At 72.5% G+C, this 25,057-nt stretch carries 26 protein-coding genes and 1 riboswitch; of the genes, 10 read left to right on the top strand and 16 right to left on the bottom strand.

The annotated features are described in order from the left end of the window. Positions 1–9: 9 nt before the first annotated feature. From E8M80_RS10475 to E8M80_RS10460, 4 genes are read right to left on the bottom strand one after another with little or no spacing between them, the layout of a single operon-like run. Complete coding sequence (locus E8M80_RS10475; protein WP_206035607.1) at positions 10–756, bottom strand: hypothetical protein; 747 nt, start codon at positions 754–756, stop codon at positions 10–12. Beyond that, a complete protein-coding gene (locus E8M80_RS10470; protein WP_137125624.1) occupies positions 753–1,922 on the bottom strand; it encodes an AI-2E family transporter in 1,170 nt (389 codons plus the stop codon). Before E8M80_RS10470 ends, E8M80_RS10475 begins: the two co-directional genes overlap by 4 nt. After that, positions 1,919–2,497 (bottom strand): CDP-alcohol phosphatidyltransferase family protein, encoded by a 579-nt coding sequence (locus E8M80_RS10465; RefSeq protein ID WP_137125623.1) that lies wholly within the window; start codon positions 2,495–2,497, stop codon positions 1,919–1,921. The genes E8M80_RS10470 and E8M80_RS10465 overlap by 4 nt, the downstream gene beginning before the upstream one ends. A gap of 13 nt (positions 2,498–2,510) precedes the next feature. Beyond that, positions 2,511–3,233 carry a hypothetical protein gene (locus E8M80_RS10460; RefSeq protein ID WP_137125622.1) on the bottom strand — a complete coding sequence of 241 codons (723 nt, stop codon included), beginning with the start codon at positions 3,231–3,233 and terminating at the stop codon, positions 2,511–2,513. A gap of 124 nt (positions 3,234–3,357) precedes the next feature. Here E8M80_RS10460 and purM point away from each other — a divergent pair, with 124 nt between their 5' ends. Genes purM through E8M80_RS10445 form a run of 3 tightly spaced genes read left to right on the top strand, consistent with a single transcriptional unit; the run spans position 3,358 to position 5,292 of the window. Further along, positions 3,358–4,434 (top strand): phosphoribosylformylglycinamidine cyclo-ligase, encoded by a 1,077-nt coding sequence (purM, locus tag E8M80_RS10455; RefSeq protein WP_137125701.1) that lies wholly within the window; start codon positions 3,358–3,360, stop codon positions 4,432–4,434. Then, positions 4,431–5,108, top strand: coding sequence for a phosphoribosylglycinamide formyltransferase (gene purN / locus E8M80_RS10450; RefSeq protein ID WP_137125621.1), 678 nt, complete (start codon positions 4,431–4,433; stop codon positions 5,106–5,108). Before purM ends, purN begins: the two co-directional genes overlap by 4 nt. A 28-nt stretch (positions 5,109–5,136) precedes the next feature. Further along, entirely contained in the window at positions 5,137–5,292 is a 156-nt protein-coding gene (locus tag E8M80_RS10445) for an aa3-type cytochrome c oxidase subunit IV (protein ID WP_137125620.1), read from the top strand. On the opposite strand, the gene E8M80_RS10440 is transcribed toward E8M80_RS10445, so the two are convergent. Beyond that, positions 5,274–6,086, bottom strand: a complete 813-nt coding sequence (locus E8M80_RS10440) for an EAL domain-containing protein (protein ID WP_170979320.1) — start codon at positions 6,084–6,086, stop codon at positions 5,274–5,276. The genes E8M80_RS10445 and E8M80_RS10440 overlap by 19 nt on opposite strands. A 186-nt stretch (positions 6,087–6,272) precedes the next feature. Next, positions 6,273–6,695, bottom strand: coding sequence for a nucleoside-diphosphate kinase (ndk, locus tag E8M80_RS10435; RefSeq protein ID WP_137125618.1), 423 nt, complete (start codon positions 6,693–6,695; stop codon positions 6,273–6,275). A 118-nt stretch (positions 6,696–6,813) separates the two neighbouring features. Here ndk and E8M80_RS10430 point away from each other — a divergent pair, with 118 nt between their 5' ends. Continuing rightward, entirely contained in the window at positions 6,814–8,679 is a 1,866-nt protein-coding gene (locus E8M80_RS10430) for an ABC-F family ATP-binding cassette domain-containing protein (protein WP_137125617.1), read from the top strand. A 420-nt stretch (positions 8,680–9,099) separates the two neighbouring features. Here the strand turns inward: E8M80_RS10430 and rnd are convergent, their stop codons facing one another. Then, positions 9,100–10,290: a ribonuclease D gene (gene rnd, locus E8M80_RS10425; protein ID WP_137125616.1), complete on the bottom strand. Its 1,191-nt coding sequence runs from the start codon at positions 10,288–10,290 to the stop codon at positions 9,100–9,102. Positions 10,291–10,402: 112 nt separating this feature from the next. On the opposite strand from rnd, the gene E8M80_RS10420 reads away from it, so the two are divergent. From E8M80_RS10420 to E8M80_RS10405, 4 genes are all read left to right on the top strand, one after another. Beyond that, the gene (locus E8M80_RS10420) at positions 10,403–11,353 is read left to right on the top strand and encodes an aldo/keto reductase (protein WP_137125615.1); all 951 of its coding nucleotides are present in this window, start codon (positions 10,403–10,405) and stop codon (positions 11,351–11,353) included. 397 nt (positions 11,354–11,750) lie between these two features. Then, on the top strand, positions 11,751–13,553 hold the full coding sequence (aspS, locus tag E8M80_RS10415) for an aspartate--tRNA ligase (RefSeq protein WP_137125614.1): 1,803 nt from the start codon (positions 11,751–11,753) through the stop codon (positions 13,551–13,553). Between the two features lie 33 nt (positions 13,554–13,586). Next, entirely contained in the window at positions 13,587–14,447 is an 861-nt protein-coding gene (locus E8M80_RS10410; RefSeq protein ID WP_137125613.1) for an EipB family protein, read from the top strand. Beyond that, positions 14,441–14,659 carry a hypothetical protein gene (locus tag E8M80_RS10405; protein ID WP_137125612.1) on the top strand — a complete coding sequence of 73 codons (219 nt, stop codon included), beginning with the start codon at positions 14,441–14,443 and terminating at the stop codon, positions 14,657–14,659. Before E8M80_RS10410 ends, E8M80_RS10405 begins: the two co-directional genes overlap by 7 nt. A 7-nt stretch (positions 14,660–14,666) precedes the next feature. On the opposite strand, the gene E8M80_RS10400 is transcribed toward E8M80_RS10405, so the two are convergent. After that, positions 14,667–16,241: an ABC transporter substrate-binding protein gene (locus E8M80_RS10400; protein WP_137125611.1), complete on the bottom strand. Its 1,575-nt coding sequence runs from the start codon at positions 16,239–16,241 to the stop codon at positions 14,667–14,669. 85 nt (positions 16,242–16,326) lie between these two features. Then, positions 16,327–16,435, bottom strand: a riboswitch (TPP riboswitch). A gap of 102 nt (positions 16,436–16,537) precedes the next feature. Between E8M80_RS10400 and E8M80_RS10395 the strand changes: the two genes are divergently transcribed. Continuing rightward, entirely contained in the window at positions 16,538–18,073 is a 1,536-nt protein-coding gene (locus tag E8M80_RS10395; protein ID WP_137125610.1) for a UxaA family hydrolase, read from the top strand. Further along, positions 18,070–18,690: a class II aldolase/adducin family protein gene (locus tag E8M80_RS10390; protein ID WP_240789977.1), complete on the top strand. Its 621-nt coding sequence runs from the start codon at positions 18,070–18,072 to the stop codon at positions 18,688–18,690. The genes E8M80_RS10395 and E8M80_RS10390 overlap by 4 nt, the downstream gene beginning before the upstream one ends. 7 nt (positions 18,691–18,697) lie before the next feature. On the opposite strand, the gene E8M80_RS10385 is transcribed toward E8M80_RS10390, so the two are convergent. The 8 genes from E8M80_RS10385 to E8M80_RS10350 all read right to left on the bottom strand — a co-directional run bounded on the left by E8M80_RS10385 (position 18,698) and on the right by E8M80_RS10350 (position 25,027). After that, positions 18,698–19,282 (bottom strand): pyridoxamine 5'-phosphate oxidase family protein, encoded by a 585-nt coding sequence (locus E8M80_RS10385; RefSeq protein ID WP_206035606.1) that lies wholly within the window; start codon positions 19,280–19,282, stop codon positions 18,698–18,700. A 62-nt stretch (positions 19,283–19,344) separates the two neighbouring features. After that, entirely contained in the window at positions 19,345–19,659 is a 315-nt protein-coding gene (locus E8M80_RS10380) for a YdhR family protein (protein ID WP_170979319.1), read from the bottom strand. Then, entirely contained in the window at positions 19,656–20,114 is a 459-nt protein-coding gene (locus tag E8M80_RS10375) for a lysozyme inhibitor LprI family protein (RefSeq protein ID WP_137125609.1), read from the bottom strand. The genes E8M80_RS10380 and E8M80_RS10375 overlap by 4 nt, the downstream gene beginning before the upstream one ends. Beyond that, the gene (locus tag E8M80_RS10370; protein ID WP_137125608.1) at positions 20,114–20,959 is read right to left on the bottom strand and encodes a fumarylacetoacetate hydrolase family protein; all 846 of its coding nucleotides are present in this window, start codon (positions 20,957–20,959) and stop codon (positions 20,114–20,116) included. Before E8M80_RS10370 ends, E8M80_RS10375 begins: the two co-directional genes overlap by 1 nt. Before the next feature lie 81 nt (positions 20,960–21,040). Continuing rightward, a complete protein-coding gene (locus tag E8M80_RS10365) occupies positions 21,041–21,280 on the bottom strand; it encodes a hypothetical protein (protein ID WP_137125607.1) in 240 nt (79 codons plus the stop codon). 33 nt (positions 21,281–21,313) lie between these two features. Further along, positions 21,314–22,063 (bottom strand): SDR family oxidoreductase, encoded by a 750-nt coding sequence (locus E8M80_RS10360; RefSeq protein WP_137125606.1) that lies wholly within the window; start codon positions 22,061–22,063, stop codon positions 21,314–21,316. Between the two features lies 1 nt (position 22,064). Then, positions 22,065–23,855 carry an IlvD/Edd family dehydratase gene (locus E8M80_RS10355; RefSeq protein WP_137125605.1) on the bottom strand — a complete coding sequence of 597 codons (1,791 nt, stop codon included), beginning with the start codon at positions 23,853–23,855 and terminating at the stop codon, positions 22,065–22,067. A gap of 128 nt (positions 23,856–23,983) precedes the next feature. After that, entirely contained in the window at positions 23,984–25,027 is a 1,044-nt protein-coding gene (locus tag E8M80_RS10350; RefSeq protein WP_137125604.1) for an alpha/beta hydrolase, read from the bottom strand. Positions 25,028–25,057: the final 30 nt, after the last annotated feature.

Below are 25,057 nucleotides of genomic sequence, written 5' to 3'. Positions count from 1 at the left end.
CGGTGAAGTCTACAGCAGGGCCGGCGTGGCGGGCGAGGCCGCCTCTCGCCCTGTCGCGGAAGCGTCATCCTCGGCCGCGGCGCCGAAGCCATCCCAGCCTGCCAGCGCGGCGCGCGCCAGCGCCCGCGTGACCGGCCCGCCCGCGCCCAGCGCCGCGCGGTCGAGCCGTGCCACCGCCTCGGCCAGCGCCGCGGCTTCGCGCGGCAGGCGCGCGAGCAGCCAGCCCTGCACTTCCGGGCCGACACGCAGTTGCCGGTCGGCGAACAGCTTGGCCAGCAGCGCGGCCAGAAGGTCCTCGCCCGGTGGGCCGACGCCGACGGCGCTGGTCGCACGCAGCCGGCTGGCCAGGTCCGCCAGGCGCACCGGCCAGCGCGCGGGCGCCTCCCGCCCCACCAGCAGCAGGCCCTCTTGCCGCTCGGCGCAAAGGTTGATGAGGTGCAGCAGCGCCGCGTCCTCCGCCACGGCATCGGCGTCGTCCAGCACGGTGCCGCCCGGCGACGGCGGCACCAGGCCGCGCAGCGCCGGGCCGTCCAGCCATCGCCAGCCCCGCTCGGCGGCGAAGGCACGCGCCATGTGCGTCTTGCCCACCCCTTCCGGCCCGAACAGCGCGAGGCGCCCGCCGGGCCAGGCCTCCGGCCGGTCGAGCCAGGCGAGGGCATCGGCGTTCGTCTCGTCGACCAGCAGGTCCGCCCGGTCGCAGGACGCCGGCAGCGCCAGCGGCAGCGCGAACTGCCGCGGCCCCCCGCGCGCGATCACGCCCCCGTCCGCGGCGGGTCGAGATACAGCGGGCTTTCGAGATACCGGCGCAGCCAGTAGCGCGCGACCACGCCGAGCGCCGCCGCGATCGGCACCGCCAGCAGCACGCCCAGGAAGCCGAACGCCACGCCGCCCGCGAACAGCGCGAAGATCACCCAGACCGCGTGGAGTTCCACCCTGTCACCCAGCAGGTAGGGGTAGATCACGTAGCCCTCGATGGTCTGGCCGACGACAAAGATGCCGACCACCCACATCACCTCGTTCCAGGTGCCGAACTGCCCCATGGCCAGCACCACCGCGACCGCGAAGCCGGTCAGCGAACCGACATAGGGGATGAAGGTCAGGATGCCGGCCATCATGCCGACCGTCAGCGCGAGCTCGAGCCCCACCAGCTGCAGCGCGATGGCATAGAAGACGCCGAGCGCCGCGCAGCACAGCAACTGCCCGCGCAGCCAGGCCGACAGCACCCGGTCGGTGTCGCGCGCCAGCTGACGCAGGACGGCGGCGTTCTTGCGCGGCAGCCAGGATTCGATCCGGCCCAGCATCCCCTGCCAGTCGCGCAGCAGGTAGAAGGCCACGACCGGCACCACGACCACCAGCGTGAAGACCTGGAACAGCGCGAAGCCGCCGCCGATCAGCCGCGTCGTCGCGGTGCCGAGCCAGGAGAGCATGGACGCCGCCTGGTTGATCGCGAGTTCCCGCAGGCGCTGGTCCACCATATCGGGGCCGAGCGCCTCCTCCAGCCGTTCGAGCCCGTCGCGCAGCAGGGTGCCGACGCCGGCGATGTAGTTCGGGAGGCGCTGCACAAGGATGCCCACCTGCGCGAGCACGAGCGGATAGAGCAGCAGCACCGCGACGAGCCCGAGCGCCATCAGCAGGAAGACCAGCACGAAGGCGCCGAGGCCCCGCCGCACGCCGATGCGCGCCAGCCGCGTCGCCATCGGGTCGAGGAAATAGGCGATGACGCCGGCCAGCACGAAGGGGGTCAGGATGCCCTGGAACAGCCAGAGGCAGAACAACAGCGCGCCGCCAAGCCCGGCCAGCAGCGCCGTGCGCTGCGCCCGCGTCGCGGTGCGCGGGCCCGCCGGTGCCGGGAAGCGCGGCGCGGGCTGAAGCTGGGCGCGCGCCTCGGGCTTCGCGGGCGGGCGCGACGGCGCGTCGGTCATGGCGCGCCAGCCGCCGTGAGCCGCGCCGCCTGCACCACGTACGCCGTGCCGGAGGCGAGCGTGGTGGCTACGACCAGCCAGATCATGGCATCGAGCAGCATCGGCGCGGCGAGGCCGAAGCCCGCCAGCAGCAGCGCCAGCGCCGCGAGGGCGATCTGCGCCACGGTATTCGCCTTCGAGACGAACAGCGGGCGGATGCGCGTCGGGAAGCCCAGCACCCAGAGGAAGACGACGCCGCCCACGATCAGCAGGTCGCGGAACACGACCAGGATGGCGAGCCAGTCCGGCAGCACGCCGATTGCCGCCAGGGTGACATAGACGGATACCAGCAGCGCCTTGTCCGCGATCGGGTCGAGCAGCGCCCCGATCGCCGAGCGCGCGTTCCACACCCGCGCCAGCCAGCCGTCGATCGCATCCGACACGCCGGCGCCCACGAAGACCAGGAAGGCGATGTCGAGCCTGTGCTGCAGCATCAGCCAGACCGCCGCCGGCACGGCGCAGAGCCGCGCGAGCGTGATGAGGTTGGGCACGGTGAAGAGCCCCGCCTCGCCCTCGGCCGGGCCGGGCCCGGCCATGCGCCGGCCCTGGTCAGGTGCGTCCGGCAAGGCCGACGCGCCAGGCATCGCCCGGCGCCCCGGAGCCGGGCACGAGGCTCACGCCCTGCCGCGCCAGCTCCTCCGCCGCCACCGCCGGCGCGCCCCTGAGGCCGAGCCGCAGCCGCGCGCGGTCGGTCGAGATCGCCACCACCTCGAGCCGTGCCGAGGCGGCGAGGCGCCGGCGCAATTCGAGCCATTCGTTGAGCGAGCCATAGAGCGCCACGGCCTCGACCGTCGCGGTCGGCACGACCGGCGGGGGCGGGCGGGACGGCGCTTCGCCGCCTGGGGGCGTGCCCTGGCCGGCCTCGGCCGCGGCGGCCCCGCCGGTCACGGCGCGTACGCGGGACGGGACGAAGTTGACCGTGATGCGGCCGGAATAGCGGGTGGGGGAGGTCCGTTCCTCCTCGATGACGATGGAGGCGACCATGGCCTCGATCTGCGCGTCGGTCAGGGAGCGGGACACGCCGGCGGCCGAGGCGATCCTGTCCCAGGCCGCGCGGCGGCCGGAGGCCAGCGCCCGTTCGCGCGCGATCACGCCGTTCTCGGCGGTCGCCTCGGCGGGCACGCCCCGCTGGACATAGGACACGGTCGCCGGAGCCTCCTCCTGCGCTCGCGCCGCCGGGATCGTCACGGCGAGCCCAAGCAGGACGGTTGCGAGGAGCCGCGCCGCATGGTTCTTTCCGCGCGTCCGCGCCGTTCGCACCGTGAGCGGCATTGCATTCCCCATCCCGTGCCGGCTTCGGGAGCCGGCCCCGCGCGACGAACCGCCGCGCCGAACGAACCCCGCGCGGCGCCACGCCGCGCTGCCTGATCCAGCGAATACCCGATCGGAGGCCGCCCTGACCAGTTCCCCGTCATCCCCCCTGACCTACCGGGCCGCCGGGGTGGACATCGAGGCCGGCGACGCGCTGGTGGACGCCATCAAGCCGCTGGCCCGCTCGACCGACCGGCCGGGCACCATGGGCGGGCTCGGCGGCTTCGGCGCGCTGTTCGACCTGAAGGCGGCGGGGTTCGTCGATCCCGTGCTGGTGTCCTCGACCGACGGCGTCGGCACCAAGCTCCGCGTCGCGATCGATGCCGGCATCCATGGCGGCGTCGGCATCGACCTGGTCGCCATGTGCGTCAACGACCTGGTCGTGCAGGGCGCGGAGCCGCTGTTCTTCCTCGACTACTTCGCGACCGGGAAGCTCGAGGTCGCGGCCGCGCGCGACGTCGTCGCCGGCATCGCCGAGGGCTGCCGCATTGCCGGCTGCGCGCTGGTCGGCGGCGAGACGGCCGAGATGCCGGGCATGTACGCGAAGGGCGACTACGACCTCGCGGGCTTCTCGGTGGGCGCGGCCGAGCGCGGCGCGCTGCTGCCGAAGGGCGACGTGGCGCCGGGCGACGTGGTGCTCGGGCTGATGGCGTCGGGCGTCCATTCCAACGGCTTCTCGCTGGTGCGGCGCATCCTGGACCGCGGCGGGGCCGGCCTCGCTGACCCCGCGCCCTTCGCGCCGGGCCGGACGCTGGGCGAGGCGCTGCTGGAGCCGACCCGGATCTACGTGAAGTCCGTGCTCGCGCTGCATCGCGCCGGGCTGGTCAAGGCCGCGGCGCACATCACCGGCGGCGGGCTGCCCGGCAACCTGCCGCGCGTGCTGCCCGAAGGCACGCTGGCCGTGCTCGATGCGACGGCCTGGACACCGCCGCCGGTCTTCGCCTGGCTTGCCCGGGTGGGGGAGGTCGCGCCCGAGGAGATGCTTCGCGTCTTCAACTGCGGCATCGGCATGGCCGTGGTGGTCGGCGCCGCGCAGGCCGAGGCCGCCGCCGCGCTGCTGGCCGCGCAGGGCGAGACGGTCCGGCGCATCGGCCGTGTCGAGGCCGCGCCCGGCGCCGCCGCGGTGCGCATCGACGGCCTGTCGCCCGGCTGGCCGGGATGAGCCGCCGCCGCGTCGCGGCGCTGATCTCGGGGCGCGGATCCAACATGGCGGCGCTGCTCGCCGCAGCCGAGGACCCGGACTATCCGGCGACGATCGCGCTGGTGCTGTCGAACCGCGCCGATGCGGCGGGGCTGGCCCATGCGGCCGCGCGCGGCGTGCCGACGGCTGTCGTCGAAAGCCGCGCCTTCCCGCGCGACCGCGCCGGCTTCGAGGCCGCGATGGAGGCCGAGTTCGCCCGCCACGGAATCGAGACGATCGCGCTGGCCGGCTTCATGCGCTTGCTGACCGAGGGCTTCGTCGCGCGCTGGGAGGGGCGGCTGGTCAACATCCACCCGTCCCTGCTGCCGGCCTTCCCGGGGCTCGACACGCATGCGCGCGCGCTCGCCGCCGGCGTACTGCTGCATGGCTGCACCGTGCACCTGGTCAGCGCGGGGGTGGACGAGGGGCCGATCATTGCCCAGGCCGCGGTGCCGGTGCTGCCGGACGACACGGAAGCGGTGCTGGCCGCCCGCGTGCTGGCCGAGGAGCACCGCATCTACCCGGCCGCCCTCGCCTGGCTCGCGGCCGGGCGCGTGAGCCTCGCGGGCGGGCGCGCGGTGGTCGCCGGCGTAGCGCCGGCCGCGGGCGCGCTCGCCAACCCCTTGCCCTCCGTGCCCGCACTACCTAAACGCTGACCGACGGCAGCCTGGTTGGGGACCTATCGTGGCGGAACAGCAATCCTACGAATTCGTGGAAGTGAAGGCCGCGGACATCATGGCCGAGCGTTCCCGGCTGTGGGAGGGCTTCACCCGCCTCGTGACCTGGTCGACGGCGCTGATCGCCATCTCGCTGGTGTTGATCTACGTCCTCTGGGGCTGAGCGCGGGTCCCGGCGGCTTCGGGGCGGCCGAGCAGCCAGCCTTGCAGCGCGTCGCAGCCGGCATCGCGCAGCGCCCGCATCTGCGCGGCGGTCTCGACCGCCTCGGCGGTGACGGTCGCGCCCATGGCGTGGACGAGGTCGACCACCGCGGCCGTCAGGGCGCGGGTGCGTGATGCGGCCGGGCCTTCGCCGTCCATGCCGTCGGTCAGCGCGGCGTCCAGCTTGACCATGGCGAAGGGGATGTCGCGCAGCAGCCGCGCCGCCCCGTGGAGCCCGCCGAAATCGTCGAGCGCCACGGCCGCGCGCAGGCCGCGCAGCTGCGCCGCGAGGTCCCGGGCGGCGCCGATGTCCTGCGCTACCGCCGCCTCAGGCAGTTCCAGCACGATCCCGCGCGGGTTGGCGCCGGTCGCCTCCAGCGCGGCTCGCACCATCGCCGCGGCATGGCCGCCCTGCATGCCGGCCGCCGAGACGTTGACCGCCAGAAAGGGCCCGCCGGCCGGCCAGGCTGCGCGCAGCCGGAAGGCCTGCACGAGCGCCCAGGCTTCCAGCGCCAGCAGCTGCCCGGAGGCCTCGGCGATGGAGAAGGCCTCGATCGGCGGCACCGGGCCGAGTTCGGGATGGTCCCAACGCAGCAGCGCCTCGTAGCCGACGGGCGCGAGGCTCGTGGCGGCGCAGATCGGCTGCAGGTCGAGCCTGAGGCCGGTGCCGCCGGCCGCCAGCGCCGCCGCGAGATGCGCCGCCGGATCGGCCGGCGCCGCGGGCGCCTCCGCGGCGCGTGTCGTCATGCCGTCCATCACCGGCTCCCTCATCCGAGGGGCCATCAGTCACCGGGATGGGTTAACGCGGCGTGTGCGGGCCGCGGGATGCGCCGCCCTGCGGGGCCCAGGCCGGCTGGCCTTGGGGCGCGTCGCCTGGGCGCCCCGGTCGCGGCCCGGAGCAGGCACGCAGGCGTGCGTGCCCGCCGGGACGGAGCGCCGGCGTCAGCCGACCAGTTCGCAGCCCGCGAAGAAATAAGCGATCTCGGCGGCGGCGTTCTCCGGGCTGTCGGAGCCGTGCACGGAATTGGCCTCGATGCTCTCGGCGAACAGCTTGCGGATGGTGCCCTCGGCCGCATTGGCGGGGTTGGTCGCGCCCATCAGTTCGCGGTTCTTCGCGACCGCGCCCTCGCCTTCCAGCACCTGCACCACGACGGGGCCGGAGACCATGAAGTCCACGAGGTCGTTGTAGAACGGGCGGGCGGCGTGCACCTCGTAGAACTTCTTGGCCTGCGCGCGGCTCATCCAGATGCGCTTCTGGGCGATGATGCGCAGCCCGTTCTTCTCGAAGATCGCGTTGATGGCGCCCGTCAGGTTCCGCCGGGTGGCGTCGGGCTTGATGATGGAGAAGGTGCGCTCGATGGCCATGGCGGCTTTGTCCTTGGTGGTCCTGGTGTCGGGCGGGCGGATAGGCGGGATGCGGCCCGCGCGCAAGCCCCGGCCGATGACTGACAGCGCCACGGCACCCGGCTAGAAGACCCCTTCCATGACCGTCCTCGCCCTCCGCGACCTGACCATCCGCATCGCCGGCCGCCCGCTGCTCGACGGCGCGAACCTCCAGATCGACACGGGCCGCAAGGTCGGCCTGGTCGGGCGCAACGGCGCCGGCAAATCCACCCTGCTGCGCGCCATCACTGGGGAATTGCAGCCCGATGGCGGGGAGATCCGCCTCGCCGCCCGCGCCCGCCTGGGCCATGTGGCGCAGGAAGCGCCGGGGGGCGACGACAGCCTGCTCGACATCGTGCTCGCCGCCGACACCGAGCGCGCCGCGCTGCTCGCCGAGGCCGACGCCCACCCCGACCCCGCGCGCCTGGCCGAGATCCACGACCGCCTGATCGCGATCCGCGCCGACAGCGCGCCCGCGCGCGCGGGCGCCATCCTCTCGGGCCTCGGCTTCGATGCCGCCGCGCAGGCGCGGCCGTCGCGCGAATTCTCGGGCGGCTGGCGGATGCGCGTGGCGCTGGCCCGCGCGCTGTTCGTGGAACCCGACCTGCTGCTGCTCGACGAGCCGACCAACCACCTCGACCTCGAGGCGACGATCTGGCTCGAAGCCTGGCTGCAGCGCTTCCCGGGCGCGGCCATCGTGGTCAGCCACGACCGCGGCCTGCTGGAACGCTGCGTCGATTCCATCGCGCATCTCGATCGCGCGCAGATCACGCTCTACCAGGGCAACTTCGCGAACTTCGTGCGTATCCGGGCCGAGCGCATGGCGCAGCAGGCCGCCCAGAACGCCCGCATCGCGGCCGAGCGTGCGCATATCCAGTCCTTCGTCGACCGCTTCCGCGCCAAGGCCACCAAGGCGCGCCAGGCGCAGTCCCGCCTCAAGGCGCTGGAACGCCTCCCGCCGATCGAGGCGGTGGTCGAGGACCACCCGGTCCGCTTCGCCTTCCCCGCGCCCGAGGAGCTGGCGCCGCCGATCCTGTCCTTCACCGGCTGCTCGGTCGGCTACGGGGGGGCGCCGATCCTGCGCGACCTCAACCTGCGCCTCGACCAGGACGACCGCATCGCGCTGCTCGGCGCCAACGGCAACGGCAAGTCCACGCTGGCCAAGCTCATTGCCGGGCGGCTGCAGCCGGAGGGCGGCACGCATTTCCGCACGCGCTCGCTGCGCGTCGGCTATTTCGCGCAGCACCAGGCGGAGGAACTCGACCCCGCCGGCACGCCGCTGACGCACATGCAGCGCGCGCTGCCCAAGGCGACCGAGACCGCCTGCCGCGCGCAGCTGGCCCGCTTCGGCCTCGACGCCGACCGCGCCGACAACCGCATCACCGCGCTGTCGGGCGGGGAGAAGGCGCGCCTGCTGCTCGCGCTCACGACGCGCGACGCGCCGCAGCTGCTGATCCTGGACGAGCCGACCAACCACCTCGACATCGATGCGCGTGAGGCGCTGGTGAAGGCGTTGGCCGACTTCCCCGGCGCGGTCGTGCTGATCACGCACGACCCGCATCTGGTCGAACTGGTGGCCGACCGCCTCTGGCTGGTCGCCGACGGTGCCGTGACACCCTTCGACGGCGACCTCGACGACTACCGCGCACTGCTGGCCGAGCGCGCCCGCGGCGGCGCCCGCGGGGAGGCCGGCGGCGCCCGCGCCGAGGCGCGCCGCGACCGCGCCGGCAGCCGCACAGCGACCGCGCCGCTCCGCGCCCGGATCAAGGAAATCGAGGCGCGCCTCGGGACGCTGGCGAAGGAAGACGCGCTGATCGAGAAACGCCTGGCCGACCCCGCCACCTACGCCCGCTTCAAGCCGGAGGACATCGCCTGGGCGAACACCCGCCGCGTCGCGATCGCGAAGGCGGTGGCGATGCTGGAGGAGGAGTGGCTCGAGGTGTCGGCGCGGCTGGAGGCGGCGTAGGGCGCGGCGGAGGAGGGCTCTGCCCTCCCCCGTACCCCCACCCGCCAAGCGCTTCAGGCCCTTGGAACCCAGAACTCATTCTTGGCGCACGAAGGTTTCACCTTCGTGCGCCTCAGGCGCCGGGCGGGCCGCATCCGCGGCCTCGGCCCTTCGGGCCTCAAGTCGGACCTTCGTGCGCTTGGTATCAAGTATCGGTTTCCAAAGGCCCTTTGGCCTTTGAGTGGGCTCATGCGAACGGCACGAGGCTTCGGCTCGTGCCGAGGCCGCGAATGCGGCCCGCCGGTCGTCCGGCGAAAGCCAAGGAACCCGGAGGGGTCCGCCCGGCGTCTGAGGGCATGAAAAAGCAAATGCCAGCGGTCGAAGCATTCGACCGTCGGCATGAGGTCCGGAGAGGGGCAAGGCCCCTCGCCGCGGCGCCGCTCACCCCGCCGGGATCAGCTTCACCTTGCGCCCGTCCACGCCGAGCGCCAGCCGTCCCGCCTTCAGGTCCAGCGCCGCCTCCCCGAACACGGTGCGGCGCCAGCCGTGCACGGCAGGGACCTCCTCCCCGTCCCCGGCGGCGAGGCGGTCGAGGTCCTCGCTGCTCGCGAGCAGCCGGGGGGCCACGTGGTGTTCCTCGCTCTTCGCCGCCAGCAGCACCTTGAGCAGCGCGACCAGGGCCGGGGAGGCAGGCGGGCCCACGCGGTCCTTCGGCGCCTCGGGCAGAGCATCGTCGGGAAGGTCCTTGCCGGCCTTGACGGCGGCGAGCAGCCCGGTGCCCGAGCGCCCCTTGGCGAAGCCTTCCGAGATGCCGCGCGCGCGCGCGAGGTCGGCCGCCGTCTCGGGCGTCGTCGCCGCGATCTCGAGCAGCGTCTCGTCCTTCACCAGGCGCTGGCGCGGGATGTTGATGCGCTGCGCTTCCCTCTCCCGCCACGCGGCGATGCTGCGCAGCACGCCAAGGAAGCGGCGGTTGCCGGTGCGCGGGCGGAGCCGCTCCCACGCGCTCTCGGGGTCCTGGCGATAGGTCGCGGGGTCGGCCAGCACGCCCATCTCCTCGGCCACCCAGCCGATGCGCCCCTCGCGGCACAGCCTGGTGTCGAGCGCCACGTAGATGCGCCGCAGATGCGTCACGTCCGCCGCCGCATAGGCCAGCTGCGCCGCCGAGAGCGGGCGCGCCGACCAGTCGCTGAAGCGGTGCGCCTTGTCGATCTGCGTCCCGGCCAGCGAGCGGCAGAGCCCGTCGTAGGAGACCTGGTCGCCATAGCCCGCGACCATGGCCGCCACCTGCGTGTCGAACAGCGGGGTCGGAACCGCGCCGAACTTCAGGAGGAAGATCTCCACGTCCTGCCGGGCGGCGTGGAACACCTTCACCACCCCGGGGTCGGCCAGCAATTCGCCAAGCGGCGCGAGGTCGAGCCCCGGCGCCATGGAATCCACCAGGGCGACGTCCTCCTCCCCGGCCAGTTGCACGAGGCAGAGTTCCGGCCAGTAGGTGCGTTCCCGCATGAATTCGGTGTCGATGGTCACGAAGGGCTCGGTCCTGAGCCGGGCGCAGAGCGCGGCCAGGGCCTCGGTCTCGGTGATCAGGACGGGGGTGGGTTCGGTGGCGGCGGCAGGCGGGCGACGGCTCATCGCCCGCGGTATTAGACCCCGTGCCGGGGGAGGGAAAGGCAAAGAACGCCGCGGGGCTGGCCGCGCGCCGGCCCGGGGCGCATCCTCGGCCGGAAACCAGGAGGTGTTCGGCATGCAGATGCGCGCGCTCGGCCGGTCGGGGCTCGAGATCCCGCCCATCGTCTTCGGCGGCAACGTCTTCGGCTGGACGGCGGACCGCGCCATGTCGTTCCGGCTGCTCGATTCGTGCCTCGACCAGGGGCTGGTCGCGATCGACACGGCGGATGTCTATTCGACCTGGGCGCCAGGGCATTCCGGCGGCGAATCGGAGACGATCATCGGCGCCTGGCTGAAGTCCCGCCCCGCCGTGCGGGATCGGGTGCTGATCCTGACCAAGTGCGGCATGGAGATGCCGGGGAAGGGCAAGGGCCTCTCGGCCGCCTGGATCGCGACCGCCGTCGAGGCCTCGCTCACGCGCCTTGGGATCGAGCGGATCGATCTGTACCAGGCGCACAAGGACGACGAGACGGTGCCGCTGGAGGAGACGCTCGGCGCCTTCGGCCGGCTGGTCGAGGCCGGGAAGGTCCGCGCGATCGGCGCGTCGAACTATTCGGCGGCGCGGCTGAAGGCGGCGCTCGACCTGAGCGCGGCCGAGGGCCTGCCGCGCTTCGAGAGCCTGCAGCCGGTCTACAACCTGATGGACCGCGGCATCGAGGCGGACCTCCTGCCGCTCTGCCGGGCGGAGGAGGTCGGGGTGATCACCTATTCCTCCCTGGCCTCGGGCTTCCTGACGGGGAAGTACCGGGGGGAGGGGGATCTCGGGAAATCCGTGCGCGGGCCGCGGGCGGTGGCGAAGCACCTCGGGCCGCGGGGCGACCGGGTGCTGGCAGCGCTGGACGCGGTGGCGGCGCGGGCCGAGGCGAGCCCGGCGGCGGTGGCGCTGGCCTGGCAGATCGCCCGCCCGGGCATCACGGCGCCCATCGCGAGCGCGACCAGCCCGGAGCAACTGGCGGAACTGGCGAAGGCGGCGACGATCGCGCTGACGGCGGGCGACATGGCGGAGCTGGACGCGGCGAGCGAGTGACGCGGCGGGACGGATGACGGCCTCCGCGGACGCTGTGCGTTGACCGGGGAGGGCTCGGCGCTCCCCGACCCCCTCCGGCCGAAGGCCGAAGGGCTTTTGGAAACCGAAGCCTGGCGCCGGGCCCTCCGAGCCGGCGCAGTCATCGTGCCGAACGGCGGAAAAACATCCTGCACGGCCTGCCGCATGATTGCGGTCCAGAATTTATTCCTATAATGCTGACGGGGTGACCGAGCCTGTCCTCCTTCCCCAACGCCTCCCCGCCCCCGCACCCCGCGGATTTGTCCGAAACCGACATCCCGGCGCTTCCCGGCCGCGGCACCGCCTTCGGCTTGACAGCCCGGGGCCTCTCGGTCCCTCTGCGCGGCCGTCCTTCGCCCCTGATCACGGTCCTGGTCCCATGCACGCCTATCGCACCCATACCTGCGCTGCGCTCCGCGCGTCCGACGCCGGCGCGACCGTCCGCCTCTCCGGCTGGGTGCACCGCAAGCGCGACCATGGCGGGCTGCTTTTCGTGGACCTGCGCGACCACTACGGCATGACGCAATGCGTGGTCGCGGCCGGCTCGCCCCTGCTCGCCACGCTCGAGGAAACGCGCCCCGAGAGCGTGGTGACCATCACCGGCGAGGTGGTGCTGCGCGAGCCCGGCACCGTGAACGCAAAGCTGCCGACCGGGGAGGTCGAGATCCGCGTGCGCGCGGTCGAGATCCAGTCGGCCGCCGAGCAGCTGCCCATCCAGGTCGCGGGCGAGCAGGACTTCCCGGAAGACCTGCGGCTCCGCTACCGCTTCCTCGACCTGCGGCGCGAACGCCAGCACCGCAACATCATGCTGCGCGCCGGCGTCATTGCATCGATCCGCCGGCGCATGATCGACCAGGGCTTCACCGAGTTCCAGACGCCGATCCTGACGGCGTCGTCGCCCGAGGGCGCGCGCGACTTCCTCGTGCCGTCGCGCAACCATCCCGGCAAGTTCTACGCGCTGCCGCAGGCGCCGCAGCAGTTCAAGCAGCTGGCGATGGTCGCGGGCTTCGACCGCTACTTCCAGATCGCGCCCTGCTTCCGCGACGAGGCGTCCCGCGCCGACCGGAGCCCGGGCGAGTTCTACCAGCTCGACTTCGAGATGAGCTTCGTCACGCAGGAAGACGTCTTCGCCGCGATCGAGCCCGTGATCGCCGGCGTCTTCGAGGAATTCGCCGGCGACCGCCGCGTGTTCGGCGCGCCCTTCCCGCGCATTCCCTACGACACGGCCATGCTGGACTACGGTTCGGACAAGCCGGACCTGCGCAATCCGCTCCGCATCACCGATGTCACGGCGCAGTTCGCCGGGTCCGGCTTCGGGCTGTTTGCGAAGATCGCGGCATCGGGCGGCGTGGTGCGGGCCATCCCGGCGCCGGGGGCCGCCGACAGGCCGCGCGGCTTCTTCGACAAGCTGAACGAATGGGCGCGCGCGGAAGGCGCGGGGGGCCTCGGCTATATCCAGTTCGCCGCGGATGGCGCCAAGGGTCCCATCGCGAAGAACCTGGAGGCGGATCGCGTCGAGGCCATCCGCACCGCATGCGGCCTCGCTCCCGGCGACGCGGTGTTCTTCGCCGCCGGCAAGAAGGACGAGGCGCCGAAGTTCTCCGGCAAGGTCCGCACGCGGATCGGCGAGGAGCTGGACCTGATCGCCAAGGACGAGTTCCGTTTCTGCTGGATCGTCGACTTCCCGATGTACGAGCTGAACGAGGAAACCGGCCGGATCGACTTCAGCCATAACCCGTTCTCGATGCCGCAGGGCGGGCTCGACGCGCTGAACACCATGGACCCCTTGGACATCAAGGCGTTCCAGTACGACATCGTGTGCAACGGCGTGGAGCTGTCCTCGGGCGCCATCCGCAACCACCGCCCGGACATCATGATCCGCGCCTTCGGCATCGCCGGCTACGCGCCGGAGGAAGTCGAGGCGCGCTTCGGCGGCATGCTGAACGCCTTCCGCTACGGCGCGCCGCCGCATGGCGGCTCGGCGCCGGGCATCGACCGCATCGTCATGCTGCTGGCCGACGAGCCCAACATCCGCGAGGTCATCCTGTTCCCGCTGAACCAGCAGGGCGAGGACCTCATGATGCAGGCGCCCGCCCGCGTGCCCCCCGAGCGGCTGAAGGAACTCCACATCCGGCTCGATCTTCCGCCCGCGAAGGGTGCGGCCGGCACCAAGGCACCCTAAGTTGCAGCCTCGGCCTTTTCCAAGGAGCCCGCGATGCGGCTGCGCCTGATCATCGTCCTCGGCCTGGCCGCGGTCCTCGCGGCGCCGGCGGGCCACGCCCAGGCCCCGGTGGCCGGGGCCGCCGGGGCCGTGCCGCTCGGCCAGCCGATCGAGGCGCGGCACCTGGCCCCGCATCGCGCGGCCTATCGCCTCAGCCTCGAAAGCACGCGGCGGTCCGGCAACATCGCCCGCGCCGACGGGGCGATGCTCTACGAACTGGTCGATGCCTGCGACGGCTGGGCGACGCGCCAGCGCTTCTCGCTGACCATCGCGGACCAGGACGGCACCGAGATCGAGACCGCCTCGGACTACTCGACCTATGAAAGCCGCGACGGAAGGCGGCTGCGCTTCACGCTGACGCAGATGACGCAGGGTGCCGTGACGACCCGCATCGCCGGCGAGGCGGAACTCGCTGCCGACGGCACGGGCACCGTCCGCTACACGGAGCCCGAGGCGAAGGAGGAGCGCCTGCCGCCCGGCACGCTGCTGCCCAATGTCCATACGCTCATTGCGCTGAACGCCGCGCGGGAAGGCCGGCGCCTGCTGGTCGCGCCGCTGTTCGACGGCACGTCGGAGGACGGCGCACAGGACAGCACGACCGTCATGTCGGCCTGGGACGCGCCGCGCGAGGTGCCCGGGCACGCCGGCCTCTCGGCGCTCGGCTCGGTACGCATGCGGATCGCCTTCTTCGACCGCGAAGCACAGCAGCAGGGCGGCGGCGCGACGACGCCGTCCTACGAGGTTTCGCTCCGCTACTGGGAGAACGGCGTCGCCGACGAACTCTCGATGGATTTCCGGGAATTCGTCGTTTCCGGCCGGATGGTGAAGCTGGAGCCGGTGCCGGGCGGGTGCTGACCGACCCGGCCGTCCTCGCTGCGCTGTCGCGCGCCTATCGCCGCGGGCAGGGGGAGATGCGTGCCGCCGCCGTCGATGCCGCGCGCATCGCGGCCGTGACGGCGGGCGAGGGGCGCGGCGCCATCCCCGGCGCGCGGGCCGAGGGCGCGCTGGCCGCGGAGACGGCGATCCGCCGCCTGCCGCTCCGCCCCTGGGATTCCGAGGACGCCTGAGCGCGGGTCACCCGCGCCTGAGGTTCCAGACGAAGGGGTTCGGCCCCTGCAGCACGCCGGTCAGGTCGCTGCGGAAGGCCGTGCGCAGGCGGAACAGGCCGGTCGGCGCGAAGGGCACCGCCTCCCAGGCCAGTTCCTGCACGCGGCGCATGGCCGCCTGCTGCGCCTCGGCGGTGGGCGCGTTGATCCAGGCCTGGACCTGTTCCTCCACCCCCGCATCGGAGGGCCACCCGAACCAGGCGCGTTCGCCGTGCATGCGAATGATGGGGGAAAGCGCCGGGTTCGCGATGCCGGCCGCGGGGAAGTTGGTGTTGTGCAGGTTCCAGCCGCCCTGGGCCGGCGGGTTGCGGTTGGCGCGCCGCGCGATGGTGGTGGCCCAGTCGGCCTCGACCAGCTGGATGTTCACGCCGAGCCGCCGCATCAGGTCCGCCGTCACGCGGCCCTGCTGGGTCACGGCCGGGAAGTCGGTCGGGTTGACGTGGATGATGGGCTCGCCGTTGTAGCCGGCGTCGCGCAGCGCGGCGCGCGCGCGGTCCATCGCCGCCGCGCCGCGGGGGTTGGGCGGGAATTCCACGACGCCCGGCAGGCCGCACGGGAACATGGCGTGGCATTCGCGCCAGTCGCCTTCGAGCGCCACCGCCGACATGTAGTCCGCCTGTACCAGCACGTCGCGGATGGCGCGGCGCACGCGCACGTCGTCGAACGGCTTGTGCAGCGCGTTGAAGCGGAGGAAGCCGAGGAAGCCGTTCGGGTCGTAGACCTGCGTCGTGACGCCGCGGTCGCGCTGCAGCACCGGCACGAGGTCCGGCAGCGGGTATTCGATCCAGTCGATCTCCCCGGTGCGCAGCGCCGCGACGGCGGTGCCGCCATCCGGGATCCAGACCAGCTCCAGCCGGTCGAAATGCACGCGCTTGCCGCCGGCGGCCGCATCCGCAGGCTCGTCCCGCGGCACGTAGCGTTCGTTCCGCGCGTAGACCGCCCGGCTGCCCTGGTTGAACTCGCCGGCCACCCACGTCCAGGGGCCGGAGCCGGTCATGTCGGTGATGGCGCGGTCGGCCGGCGTCATCGCCGTGCGCTCGGGCATCATGAAGCAGGGGGAGGCGGCGGGCTTGGCCAGCGCGTCGAGCAGCGCGGGGAAGGGACGGTTCAGGCGGAAGGTGATGGTGCGGTCGTCGGTCGCCGCGATCTCGGCGACCGCGCCCATCATCACCTGGCCGAAGGCGTCGCGCACCGCCCAGCGGCGGATCGATGCGACGCAATCCTTCGCGCGGACCGGCTCGCCATCGTGGAAGAACAGGCCGTCGCGCAGGCGGATGGTCCAGGTCAGGCCATCCGCCGAGGTCTCGTGGCCCGAGGCCATCTGGGGGCGCGGGCGGAGCGCGCGGTCGGCGCCATAGAGCGTGTCGAACACGCAGTAGCCATGCGTGGTGACGATGGTCGTGGGGTTGAAGATCGGGTCCAGCACGGCGAGTGCCGCCTGCGGCATGAAGCGCAGCGTCCGCGCCCGGGCGGTCTGCGCCGAGGCGGGCCGCGCCATGGCGGCAGCGGCGGCGGTGGCGGCGAGCAGCGAGCGGCGGTGCATTCCACGTTCCTCCATGGCCGGCAGCGGAGGACGGGACCCGGCACGCGGCCGCGCGCCCGCCCGGCAATGGGGCGTCAACGCGCGGACGAACGGGTGGCACCGTTCCCTTCGCCGGTCTTAACCGGATCAGGTTCCATGGGTCGCGGGTGAAGCCCGCCTCTCAGCCCCCGGACGGGGCTCCCCAAGGTGTCCGGCGCCTACATGCGCCGGGCGGGCGCGCGGCGCAAGCGCGGTGTTGGGCCATGCCCGGCGTGACCGCTAGGATGGCCGGAGAGGAACGTCCAAGGACCGTCGCCATGAGCAGCACGACCATCGCCCCCGTGATCCGCCTGCACCCCGAGGATGGCGTGGTGATCGCGCGGTCCGTCCTGATGCCGGGGGCCGAGGTCGCGCCCGGTGTCACGGTGGGCGCGCGGCGCATCCCCGCCGGCCACAAGGTGGCTGTGCGGCCGCACGCGAAGGGCGAGCCGATCCGCCGCTACGGCCAGATCATCGGCTTCGCGACGGACGCGATCGAGCCCGGCGCCTGGGTGCACACCCACAATTGCGAGATGGGCGACTTCGCCCGCGACTACGCCTGGGGCGTCGATGCGAAGCCGACGGCGTATGTCGACGCGCCCGCGACCTTCATGGGCATCCGCCGCGCCGACGGGCGCGCGGCGACGCGCAACTACATCGGCATCGTCACGTCCGTGAACTGCTCGGCGCATGTGGCGGAACTGATCGCGCGGCAGTTCGAGCGCAACCCGATCACCGGCCACGATCCGCTGGAGGCTTGGCCGAACGTGGACGGCGTGGTGGCGCTCACGCACAAGACCGGCTGCGGCATGACGATGGACGAGCCGCTGCGCGTGCTGCGCCGGACGCTGGCCGGCTTCGCGCGGCATGCGAACTTCTCCCACGTCATCGCGATCGGCCTGGGCTGCGAGGTGAACCAGCTCGGCCCGATGCTCGAGGAGCAGAAGCTGACCGGGCGGCTGCGCAGCATGGACATCCAGGACAGCGGCGGGTCGCGCGCGACGGTGCTGAAGGGCATGGATTTCGTGAAGGAGGTGCTGGCCGACTCCAACACCGCGACGCGCGTGCCGGTGCCGGCGTCCGAATTGTGCGTGGCGCTGCAATGCGGCGGGTCGGACGGGTATTCGGGCATTACGGCGAACCCGGCGCTGGGCGCGGCGTCGGACCTCGTGGTGCGGCACGGCGGCACCGTGATCCTGAGCGAGAGCCCCGAGACCTACGGCGCGGAACACCTGCTGACGCGCCGCGCCGTGAGCCGCGAGGTGGGCCAGAAGCTGGTCGACGTGATGACGTGGTGGGAAGGCTACACGGCGCGCGAGGGTGCGGAGATGAACGCCAACCCGTCGCCGGGCAACAAGGCGGGGGGCTTGACCACCATCCTGGAGAAGTCGCTCGGCGCCATGGCCAAGGCCGGCACGACGAACCTCGTCGAGGTCTATCGCTACGCCGAGCCGGTCACGGCCAAGGGCTTCGTCTTCATGGACACGCCGGGCTACGACCCGGTCGGCGCCACGGGCCAGGTGGCGGGCGGGGCGAACCTCGTGTGCTTCACCACCGGGCGCGGCAGCGTCTTCGGGATGAAGCCGGCGCCGTCCATCAAGCTCGCGACCAACACGGCGATGCATCAACGCCTGTCGGAGGACATGGACATCGATTGCGGCGCCATCGTCAGCGGCGGCGAGACGGTCGAGGCCTGCGGGCAGCGCATCTTCGACCTGATGCTGCGCACCGCCTCGGGCGAGCCGACGAAAAGCGAGGCGATGGGCTTCGGCGCGCAGGAATTCGCGCCCTGGGTGCTGGGCGCCACGATGTGAGCGGCGCGGCGCTCGTCGCCGCGGCGCGACGGCTCGATGCGGCGGCGTTCATGCCGTCGAAGTCGGGCAACCTGTCCGTCCGCGATGGGGAGGGCTTCCTCGTGACGCCCGCCGGGCTGCCCTATGCGGAGATGGCGGAGGCGGACCTCGTGCATGTCGGCCCGGACGGCGCGGCGCGCGGGCGACACCGGCCGTCCTCGGAATGGCAGTTGCACGCCGCCATCCTCGCCGCGCGACCGGAGGCGGGCGCGGTGGTCCATACGCACAGCCCGCGCGCGACGGCGCTCGCCTGCGCGCGGCGGGGGATTCCGCCCTTCCACTACATGGTGCTGCTCGCGGGCGGCGAGGTGCGCTGCGCGGCGCATGCGATCTTCGGCACCGAGGCCTTGGCGCGCAACGCCGTCGCGGCGCTGCGGGACCGGCGCGCGGCGCTGCTCGCGAACCATGGCGTCGTGACGATCGGCGCGACGCTCGCCGCCGCCGTCACGCTCGCCTTCGAGGTCGAGAACCTGGCCGGGCAGTACCTCGACCTGCTCGCGGCCGGCCTGGCGCCTGTGATGCTGACGCCGGACGAACTGGCCCAGGCGGCGGCGCAATTCGCGGGCTACGGGCGCTGAGCGGACCTCACGCCCGCCGCGGGGGCACGACGTCGGCGAAGATCTCGAAGGACTTCCAGGCCGGCTCGACCCGCGGCTCCGCGCTGCGCGGGACGTAGGGGGAGCGCTCCTCAAGCGCATGGCGCGGGATGTTGCGCGGGCAGTTGGGGAAGATGTCCTCCGGCGTCACGCGCACGATCGCCTGCGCGCCCTCGAATTCCGCCAGCAGCGGATCGTCGAGGGCGACGCGCGCGGTGCCGTTCACGCGCAGGCGGCGCGGACGATCCTCCATGGCGATGAAGAGCATCCCGACATGAGGGTTCGCGGCGATGTTGCCGAGGCTCTTGAACATCCCGTTGCCGTCGTAGTCGGGGAAGACGAGCAGGTCCGGTGCCGCGACGCGCACGAAGCCCGGATCGCCGCCCTTGAAGGAGCAGTCGGGCCGGCCTTCCCCATCGGCGGTGGCGAGGAAGAAGAAGCGGACCGATGCGACGAAGGCCGCGTCGTCGTCCGTGAATGCGGACCGCCGCAGGCGCTCGGCCAGCCGATCCGCGAGCGCCCGGGACCCGAAGGCGTCCTGCAGGTCGCGGCTGCCCTGGTGGTACATGACCATGGGAGACCTCCACCCTGGAGGCGGGGGAGGTTAGACCAATCCGGTCCCGGATGTCGCGGAGATCAGCCGACCGGGCCGCGGGTGATGGCGGTGAGCGAGGCGTCGAAGCCCCGGTAGGTCGCCTCGATGCCGGTGATGCCGGCGCGCGCCAGGCGCGCGGCGTGCTTGGCGTGATAGACCTCGGCGGCCGCGCGGGAGCGAAAGAGGTAGATGCCGCCCGCGCGCTTCGCGGCCTTGTCCTCGGTCCAGATCTTCCACAGCAGGTCGGGCTCGGCGGCGATGTCCTCGGCCAGAGCGCGCAGCGCCGCCGCCTGCTCCGGCCCGCCGGGCGGGCGGGCCGGGAAGTCGAAGATGACGAGCGTCGGCTCGTCCGTCACCGGCGCTGCTGTTGCGGCGCGCGGGGCGGCGGCGGCGGCGCGAGGAAGGCCTCGATCTCCATCGTCCGGCCGACATCGAACTGCAGGTAGCAGGCGGCGCGATCGGAGGCCGCGTCGTCGCCGCGCTCGGGGTTGCTGCCGGCGAAGTCGCAGCGCCGGTCGCGATAGGCTTCCCAGGCCGACTGCACGCCGGCGAGGCCGGCGCGTCGGGCCGGATCGGACTGCGTTTCCAGCAGACGCTCGACCGCGCGCTGCAGGCGCGGCGCGACGGCGGCGCGCTGCCCGTCCATGCAGGACCGCGCGAGGCCCGTGTCCTGCGACGTGCCCATGCAGGTGCGCATGTTGCGCTCGACCTGCTGGGCGAGGTCGTCGGGTCGCTGCTGCTGCTGGCGCTGCTGGGCGCCGGCGATGCCTGGCGCCAGGAGCAGCGCGGCGAGGATGATTGCGCGCCGCATCACGACCCCACCACCCGCTGTTCCTGCTCGCCCAGCCCCTGAATGCCGAGGCGCATCACCTGCCCCGCCTTGAGGAACACCGGCGTCGGCTTCTTGCCGAGGCCGACGCCGGGCGGCGTGCCGGTCATGATCACGTCGCCCGGGTGCAGCGTGATGCACTGGCTGACATAGGCGATGATCTGCTTGACGCCGAAGATCATGGTGCGCGTCGAGCCGTCCTGCTGGCGCACCCCGTCAACGTCGCAGAACATGGCGAGGTTCTGCGGGTCGGGCACCTCGTCCTTCGTGACCAGCCAGGGGCCGAGCGGGCCGAAGGTGTCGAAGCCCTTGCCCTTGTCCCAGGTGCCGCCGCGCTCGGCCTGCCATTCGCGTTCCGAGACATCGTTCGCGACCGCATAGCCCGCGACGTGGTCGAGCGCGTCCTCCTCGGCCACGTACTTGGCCTTCGTGCCGATGACGATGGCGAGCTCGACCTCCCAGTCGGTCTTCACGCTGCCGCGCGGCATGACGACGTCGTCGTTCGGGCCGCTCAGCGCGTTCAGCGACTTCAGGAACACGATCGGCTCCTTCGGAATGGGCGCGCCCGTCTCGGCCGCGTGGTCGGCGTAGTTGAGGCCGATGCAGACGAGGTTGCGCAGGCCCGTGACCGGCGCGCCGAGCCGCGGGTTGCCCTCGACCCTCGGCAGCGTGGCCGGGTCGAGCGCCGCGATCTTCGCGAGCGATGCTGGCGCCAGCATGTCGCCGGTGATGTCCGCCACGATGCCCGAGAGGTCGCGGATCGCGCCGTCGGAATCGAGCAGGCCCGGCTTTTCCTGCCCGGGCGGTCCGTAGCGCAGCAGCTTCATGTTCTTGATCCTGGCCGTGTCGATGGTGCCGACACCATGCCAGGGGATTGCCGCGGCCGGAAGGGCCGCGGCCCCGGCGGCTCAGACCCGTCGCGGTGCCCCGCGGACATGGCCGAACAGCGCGAAGCCGGCAGCGACGAAGCCGAGCGCCACGGCCTGGTTCGCCGGCATCATGAGCGCGCCGTTCCAGATCAGCAGCCCGACCAGCATGGCAATGCTGCCGAGCAGCATGAAGGCGGGCATCGCCGCCTCGTCCACCATGCCGGCGAGGATCACCGCGCCCATCATGGCGAACAGGGGCACCGCGAGTTCAGATCCCATGATGAGCCTCCTTGTCCTGTGATCGTGTCATACTCATAACGTCCAGCCGCCGTCTATGACGATGGCCTGGCCCGTCACGAAGGCGCTTTCCTCGGCGGCGAGGTAGACGACCAGCGCCGCCATCTCCTCGGCGGTCGCGAGGCGGCCCATGGCCTGGCGCGCCACGAAGGCGGCGCGCGCGGCCTCGACTGACCCGGCCGCAGCCGCATTGGCCGCGACGCGGTCATGCAGCGACGGCGTGTCGACCGTCCCCGGGCAGAGGCAGTTGCAGCGGATGCCCTGCGCCACGTACTCGGTCGCGATGGATTTCGTCAGCCCGATCACCGCGGCCTTGGTCGTGCCATAGAGGAAGCGGTTCGGCGCACCCTTCACCGACGAACAGGCCGACGACATGTTGACGATGCTGCCGCGCCTGCGCTCCAGCATGCCGGGGATGAAGGCGCGCGCGACCTTCCACATGGCGCGGACGTTCAGCGCGAAGCCGAACTCCCAATCCTCGTCGGTGCAGGACAGGACCGTGTTCTGGTGCACGAAGCCCGCGCAATTGAACAGCACGTCGACGGGCCCGGCCTCCTTCGCCGCGCGCTCCACCGCCCCGTCGTCCAGCACGTCGAGCGGCAGGTGGGTGATGCCGCGCGCGCCGAGCTCGCCCACCTTGTGCGCGTCGCGGTCGGTCGCGATCACGATCGCGCCCTCCGCTGCCATCATCAGCGCGGCGGCGCGGCCGATGCCCTGGCCCGCGGCGGTGACGAAGCAGCGCTTGCCGGAAAGTCGTCCCGCCATGTCAGTGGTTGTGCCGGCTTTCGCCGCGCGTCTCCAGGATGTTGAGAAAGAGGGTCGCGGGCTCGAGGCAGCCGCCGGTGCCGAGGCTGCCCACGGAATTCCGGTAGATCTCCTCCCACGGGGTCTTGTTGAGCAGGTCGGGCGCCGTCCAGGCGGCGCGGCGCGTGGCGAGTTCCTCGGCCGGGATCAGCACGTCGACCTTGCGGGTGTTGAGGTCGATGCGGATGCGGTCGCCGTCCTGGAGCAGCGCCAAGCCGCCGCCGACAGCCGCTTCCGGCGAGACGTTCAGGATGGAGGGCGAGCCCGAGGTGCCCGATTGCCGCCCGTCGCCCATGGTCGGCAACGCGCCGACGCCCTGTTTGATCAGGGCGGCGGGGGGCTGCATGTTCACCACCTCCGCCGCACCGGGATAGCCGACGGGGCCGCAGTTGCGGATGACCAGCACGGTCTTGTCGTCGATCCCGAGCGCCGGGTCCTCGATGCGCGCGTGGTAGTCCTCAGGCCCCTCGAAGACCGCGACCTTGCCTTCGAAGACATCGGGCGGGTCGGACAGGAAGCGCTCGCGGAACGCCGTGTCGATCACGCTGATCTTCATCACCGCATTGTCGAACAGGTTGCCCGAGAGCACGACGAAGCCGGCGCGCTCCTTCATCGGCTTCGCGAGCGGCCGGATCACCTCGGGGTCAGGGGCGGGGATGTTGGCCAGGTTCTCGGCCAGCGTGCGGCCGGTGACGGTCATGACATCGCCGTGCAGCAGCCCGGCATCGAGCAGCTGCTTCATCACGGCAGGGACGCCGCCGGCGCGGTAGAAGGCCTCCCCCAGGAAGCGGCCGGCCGGCTGGCAATCGACGATCAGCGGGATGTCGCGGCCGACGCGCTGCCAGTCCTCGACCGTGTGGTCGACACCCATGTGCCGCGCGATGGCGACCATGTGGACCGGGCAGTTGCTGGACGCGCCGATGGCGCTCGCGACCGCGACCGCATTCTCGAACGCCTTCTGCGTCATGACGTCGGAGGGGCGGAGGTTCGCCTCCACCATCGCGACGATGCGCCGCCCGGTCTCGTAGGCCATCTGCGCGCGCTGGCGATAGGGGCCGGGGATGGCGGCGGAGCCGGTCATCGTCATGCCGACCGCCTCGGCCAGGCTGTTCATGGACAGCGCCGTGCCCATGGTCGAGCAATGCCCGACCGAGGTGGCGCTCGCGGCCACCATCTCGATGAAGGTGTCGTTGTCGATCTCGCCCGCGGCGAGCATCTTGCGCGCCTCCCAGACGATGGTGCCGGAGCCGGCGAGGCGGCCCTTCCACCAGCCGTCCAGCATCGGCCCGCCGGGCAGCGCGATGGCAGGGATGTTGACCGTGGCGGCGCCCATCAGCTGCGCCGGCGTGGTCTTGTCGCAGCCCGTGGTGAGCACGACGCCGTCCATCGGGTAGCCGTGCAGGATCTCGACCAGCGAAAGGTACTGCAGGTTGCGGTCCAGCGCGGCGGTCGGGCGCTTCAGCGTCTCCTGCACGGGGTGCACCGGGAATTCGAGCGGCACGCCGCCGGCATCGCGGATGCCGGCCTTGACGCGGTCCGCCAGCGCTATGTGGTGGCGGTTGCAGGGCGCGATGTCGGAACCCGTCTGCGCGATTCCGATGATCGGGCGGCCCGACTGAAGCTCGGCGCGCGTCATGCCGAAGTTGAGCATCCGCTCGATGTAGAGCGAGGTCATGCCCGGGTCGGTCGGGTCGTCGAACCAGCGCTGGCTGCGGAGCCGGAAGGGACGCTTCGTCTGGTCGTGCTCCGCCATCGTTTCCCCCTTGGTCCTGCCCCGAGCCTCCCGCGCGGGCGGGCGGAGAGTCAACCGCCCGCGGCGCGACCGGCGCGCGCGCGCAGACCGGGCTGCAGCAGGCATCGCGGGTCCGAACGGCGCGGGCGTCACGCCGCCGCGGCTTCCTCCAGGAAGCCCTGCACGGTTGCGAACAGCGCGCCGCGGTTGCGCTCCATCAGCATGGTGTGGGTGCCTTCCCCCAGCATCACCAGGCGCTTGCCGGGGCTGCCGGTGAGCAGCGGGAAGATCGCGGCGGCCATCGCGGGCGGCGTGTCGCGGTCCCATTCGCCGACCACCAGCAGCGTCGGCGCCGTGACCTTGGCCGGGTCCCAGAAGGGGCGGCCCGCCTGGCCGTACTCCCGGCTGTCCTGCAGCACGCCGTTCGGCGCACGCAGGACCGGGGGGTTGCGGCGCAGCCCCTCGGGGTCGGTCGCCCAGGTCACGCCGGCCCAGTGCTCGAACCAGCCGGGCGGCACGAGGCCGGCGCGCTTGGCCTCGGGCACGCCCTGGAACCAGCGCTGCCGCGCCTGCGCCTGCGTGACGGTGCGATAGGCGCCGAGCTGCTCGCCGGCGCCGGCCGCGGCCGGGCTTGTCCCCTCCCGAAGCCAGGGCGGCGTGAGCAGCACCAGGCGTTCGACCGTCGCCGGGCTGTCGGCGGCGAAGCGGCCCATCAGCGTCGATCCCCAGGACCAGCCCATGTGGACCAGCCGCGGCACGCCGCGATGCTGGCGGATGAAGGCCGCCGCGGCCGCGATGTCGGCCAGCGCGGTGTCGCCGCGGACGATCGGCGGGTTGGCCTCGGGCGGCTGCGCCATCTCGGGCGGGCGGGTGCTGCGGCCGTAGCCGCGGATGTCCATGCACCAGACATCGAAGCCGCGCCCGGCGATGTAGTCCATCCAGGACAGCCCGCCGAGCGGCAGGTCGAAGGAGGTATGCGCCGGATAGGTCGCGCCGTGGACGAACAGCATCGTGCGCGCGGGGACGAAGCGCGTCATCTCCTCAGGCCGCTTGTTGCGCACGAAGACCTCGATGCCCGGGTCGCCCGAGGGCAGCATGTATTCCTCGGTGGCGAGCGTCACGGCCTGCGCGGCGGCGGGCAGCGCGAGCAGCGGCGCGGCGAGCGGGGTCGCGATCAGCGTGCGTCGGTTCATCGGGGCCTCGGTCGTTGTCCGTCCCCTAGA

Origin of the sequence: Roseomonas sp. HF4, from assembly GCF_005222755.1 — a bacterium.
Taxonomy (GTDB): domain Bacteria; phylum Pseudomonadota; class Alphaproteobacteria; order Acetobacterales; family Acetobacteraceae; genus Neoroseomonas.
This window is presented reverse-complemented; position numbering and strand designations above follow the sequence as displayed.

Bases quoted from the DNA above. Each gene is read 5' to 3' on its own strand.
- E8M80_RS10470 (WP_137125624.1), bottom strand. From the start codon at position 1,922: ATGACCGACGCGCCGTCGCGCCCGCCCGCGAAGCCCGAGGCGCGCGCC.
- E8M80_RS10465 (WP_137125623.1), bottom strand. From the start codon at position 2,497: ATGGCCGGGCCCGGCCCGGCCGAGGGCGAGGCGGGGCTCTTCACCGTG.
- E8M80_RS10460 (WP_137125622.1), bottom strand. From the start codon at position 3,233: ATGCCGCTCACGGTGCGAACGGCGCGGACGCGCGGAAAGAACCATGCG.
- purN (WP_137125621.1), top strand. From the start codon at position 4,431: ATGAGCCGCCGCCGCGTCGCGGCGCTGATCTCGGGGCGCGGATCCAAC.
- E8M80_RS10440 (WP_170979320.1), bottom strand. From the start codon at position 6,086: ATGGACGGCATGACGACACGCGCCGCGGAGGCGCCCGCGGCGCCGGCC.
- ndk (WP_137125618.1), bottom strand. From the start codon at position 6,695: ATGGCCATCGAGCGCACCTTCTCCATCATCAAGCCCGACGCCACCCGG.
- E8M80_RS10430 (WP_137125617.1), top strand. From the start codon at position 6,814: ATGACCGTCCTCGCCCTCCGCGACCTGACCATCCGCATCGCCGGCCGC.
- rnd (WP_137125616.1), bottom strand. From the start codon at position 10,290: ATGAGCCGTCGCCCGCCTGCCGCCGCCACCGAACCCACCCCCGTCCTG.
- E8M80_RS10420 (WP_137125615.1), top strand. From the start codon at position 10,403: ATGCAGATGCGCGCGCTCGGCCGGTCGGGGCTCGAGATCCCGCCCATC.
- aspS (WP_137125614.1), top strand. From the start codon at position 11,751: ATGCACGCCTATCGCACCCATACCTGCGCTGCGCTCCGCGCGTCCGAC.
- E8M80_RS10410 (WP_137125613.1), top strand. From the start codon at position 13,587: ATGCGGCTGCGCCTGATCATCGTCCTCGGCCTGGCCGCGGTCCTCGCG.
- E8M80_RS10400 (WP_137125611.1), bottom strand. From the start codon at position 16,241: ATGCACCGCCGCTCGCTGCTCGCCGCCACCGCCGCCGCTGCCGCCATG.
- E8M80_RS10395 (WP_137125610.1), top strand. From the start codon at position 16,538: ATGAGCAGCACGACCATCGCCCCCGTGATCCGCCTGCACCCCGAGGAT.
- E8M80_RS10385 (WP_206035606.1), bottom strand. From the start codon at position 19,282: ATGGTCATGTACCACCAGGGCAGCCGCGACCTGCAGGACGCCTTCGGG.
- E8M80_RS10375 (WP_137125609.1), bottom strand. From the start codon at position 20,114: ATGCGGCGCGCAATCATCCTCGCCGCGCTGCTCCTGGCGCCAGGCATC.
- E8M80_RS10370 (WP_137125608.1), bottom strand. From the start codon at position 20,959: ATGAAGCTGCTGCGCTACGGACCGCCCGGGCAGGAAAAGCCGGGCCTG.
- E8M80_RS10365 (WP_137125607.1), bottom strand. From the start codon at position 21,280: ATGGGATCTGAACTCGCGGTGCCCCTGTTCGCCATGATGGGCGCGGTG.
- E8M80_RS10360 (WP_137125606.1), bottom strand. From the start codon at position 22,063: ATGGCGGGACGACTTTCCGGCAAGCGCTGCTTCGTCACCGCCGCGGGC.
- E8M80_RS10355 (WP_137125605.1), bottom strand. From the start codon at position 23,855: ATGGCGGAGCACGACCAGACGAAGCGTCCCTTCCGGCTCCGCAGCCAG.
- E8M80_RS10350 (WP_137125604.1), bottom strand. From the start codon at position 25,027: ATGAACCGACGCACGCTGATCGCGACCCCGCTCGCCGCGCCGCTGCTC.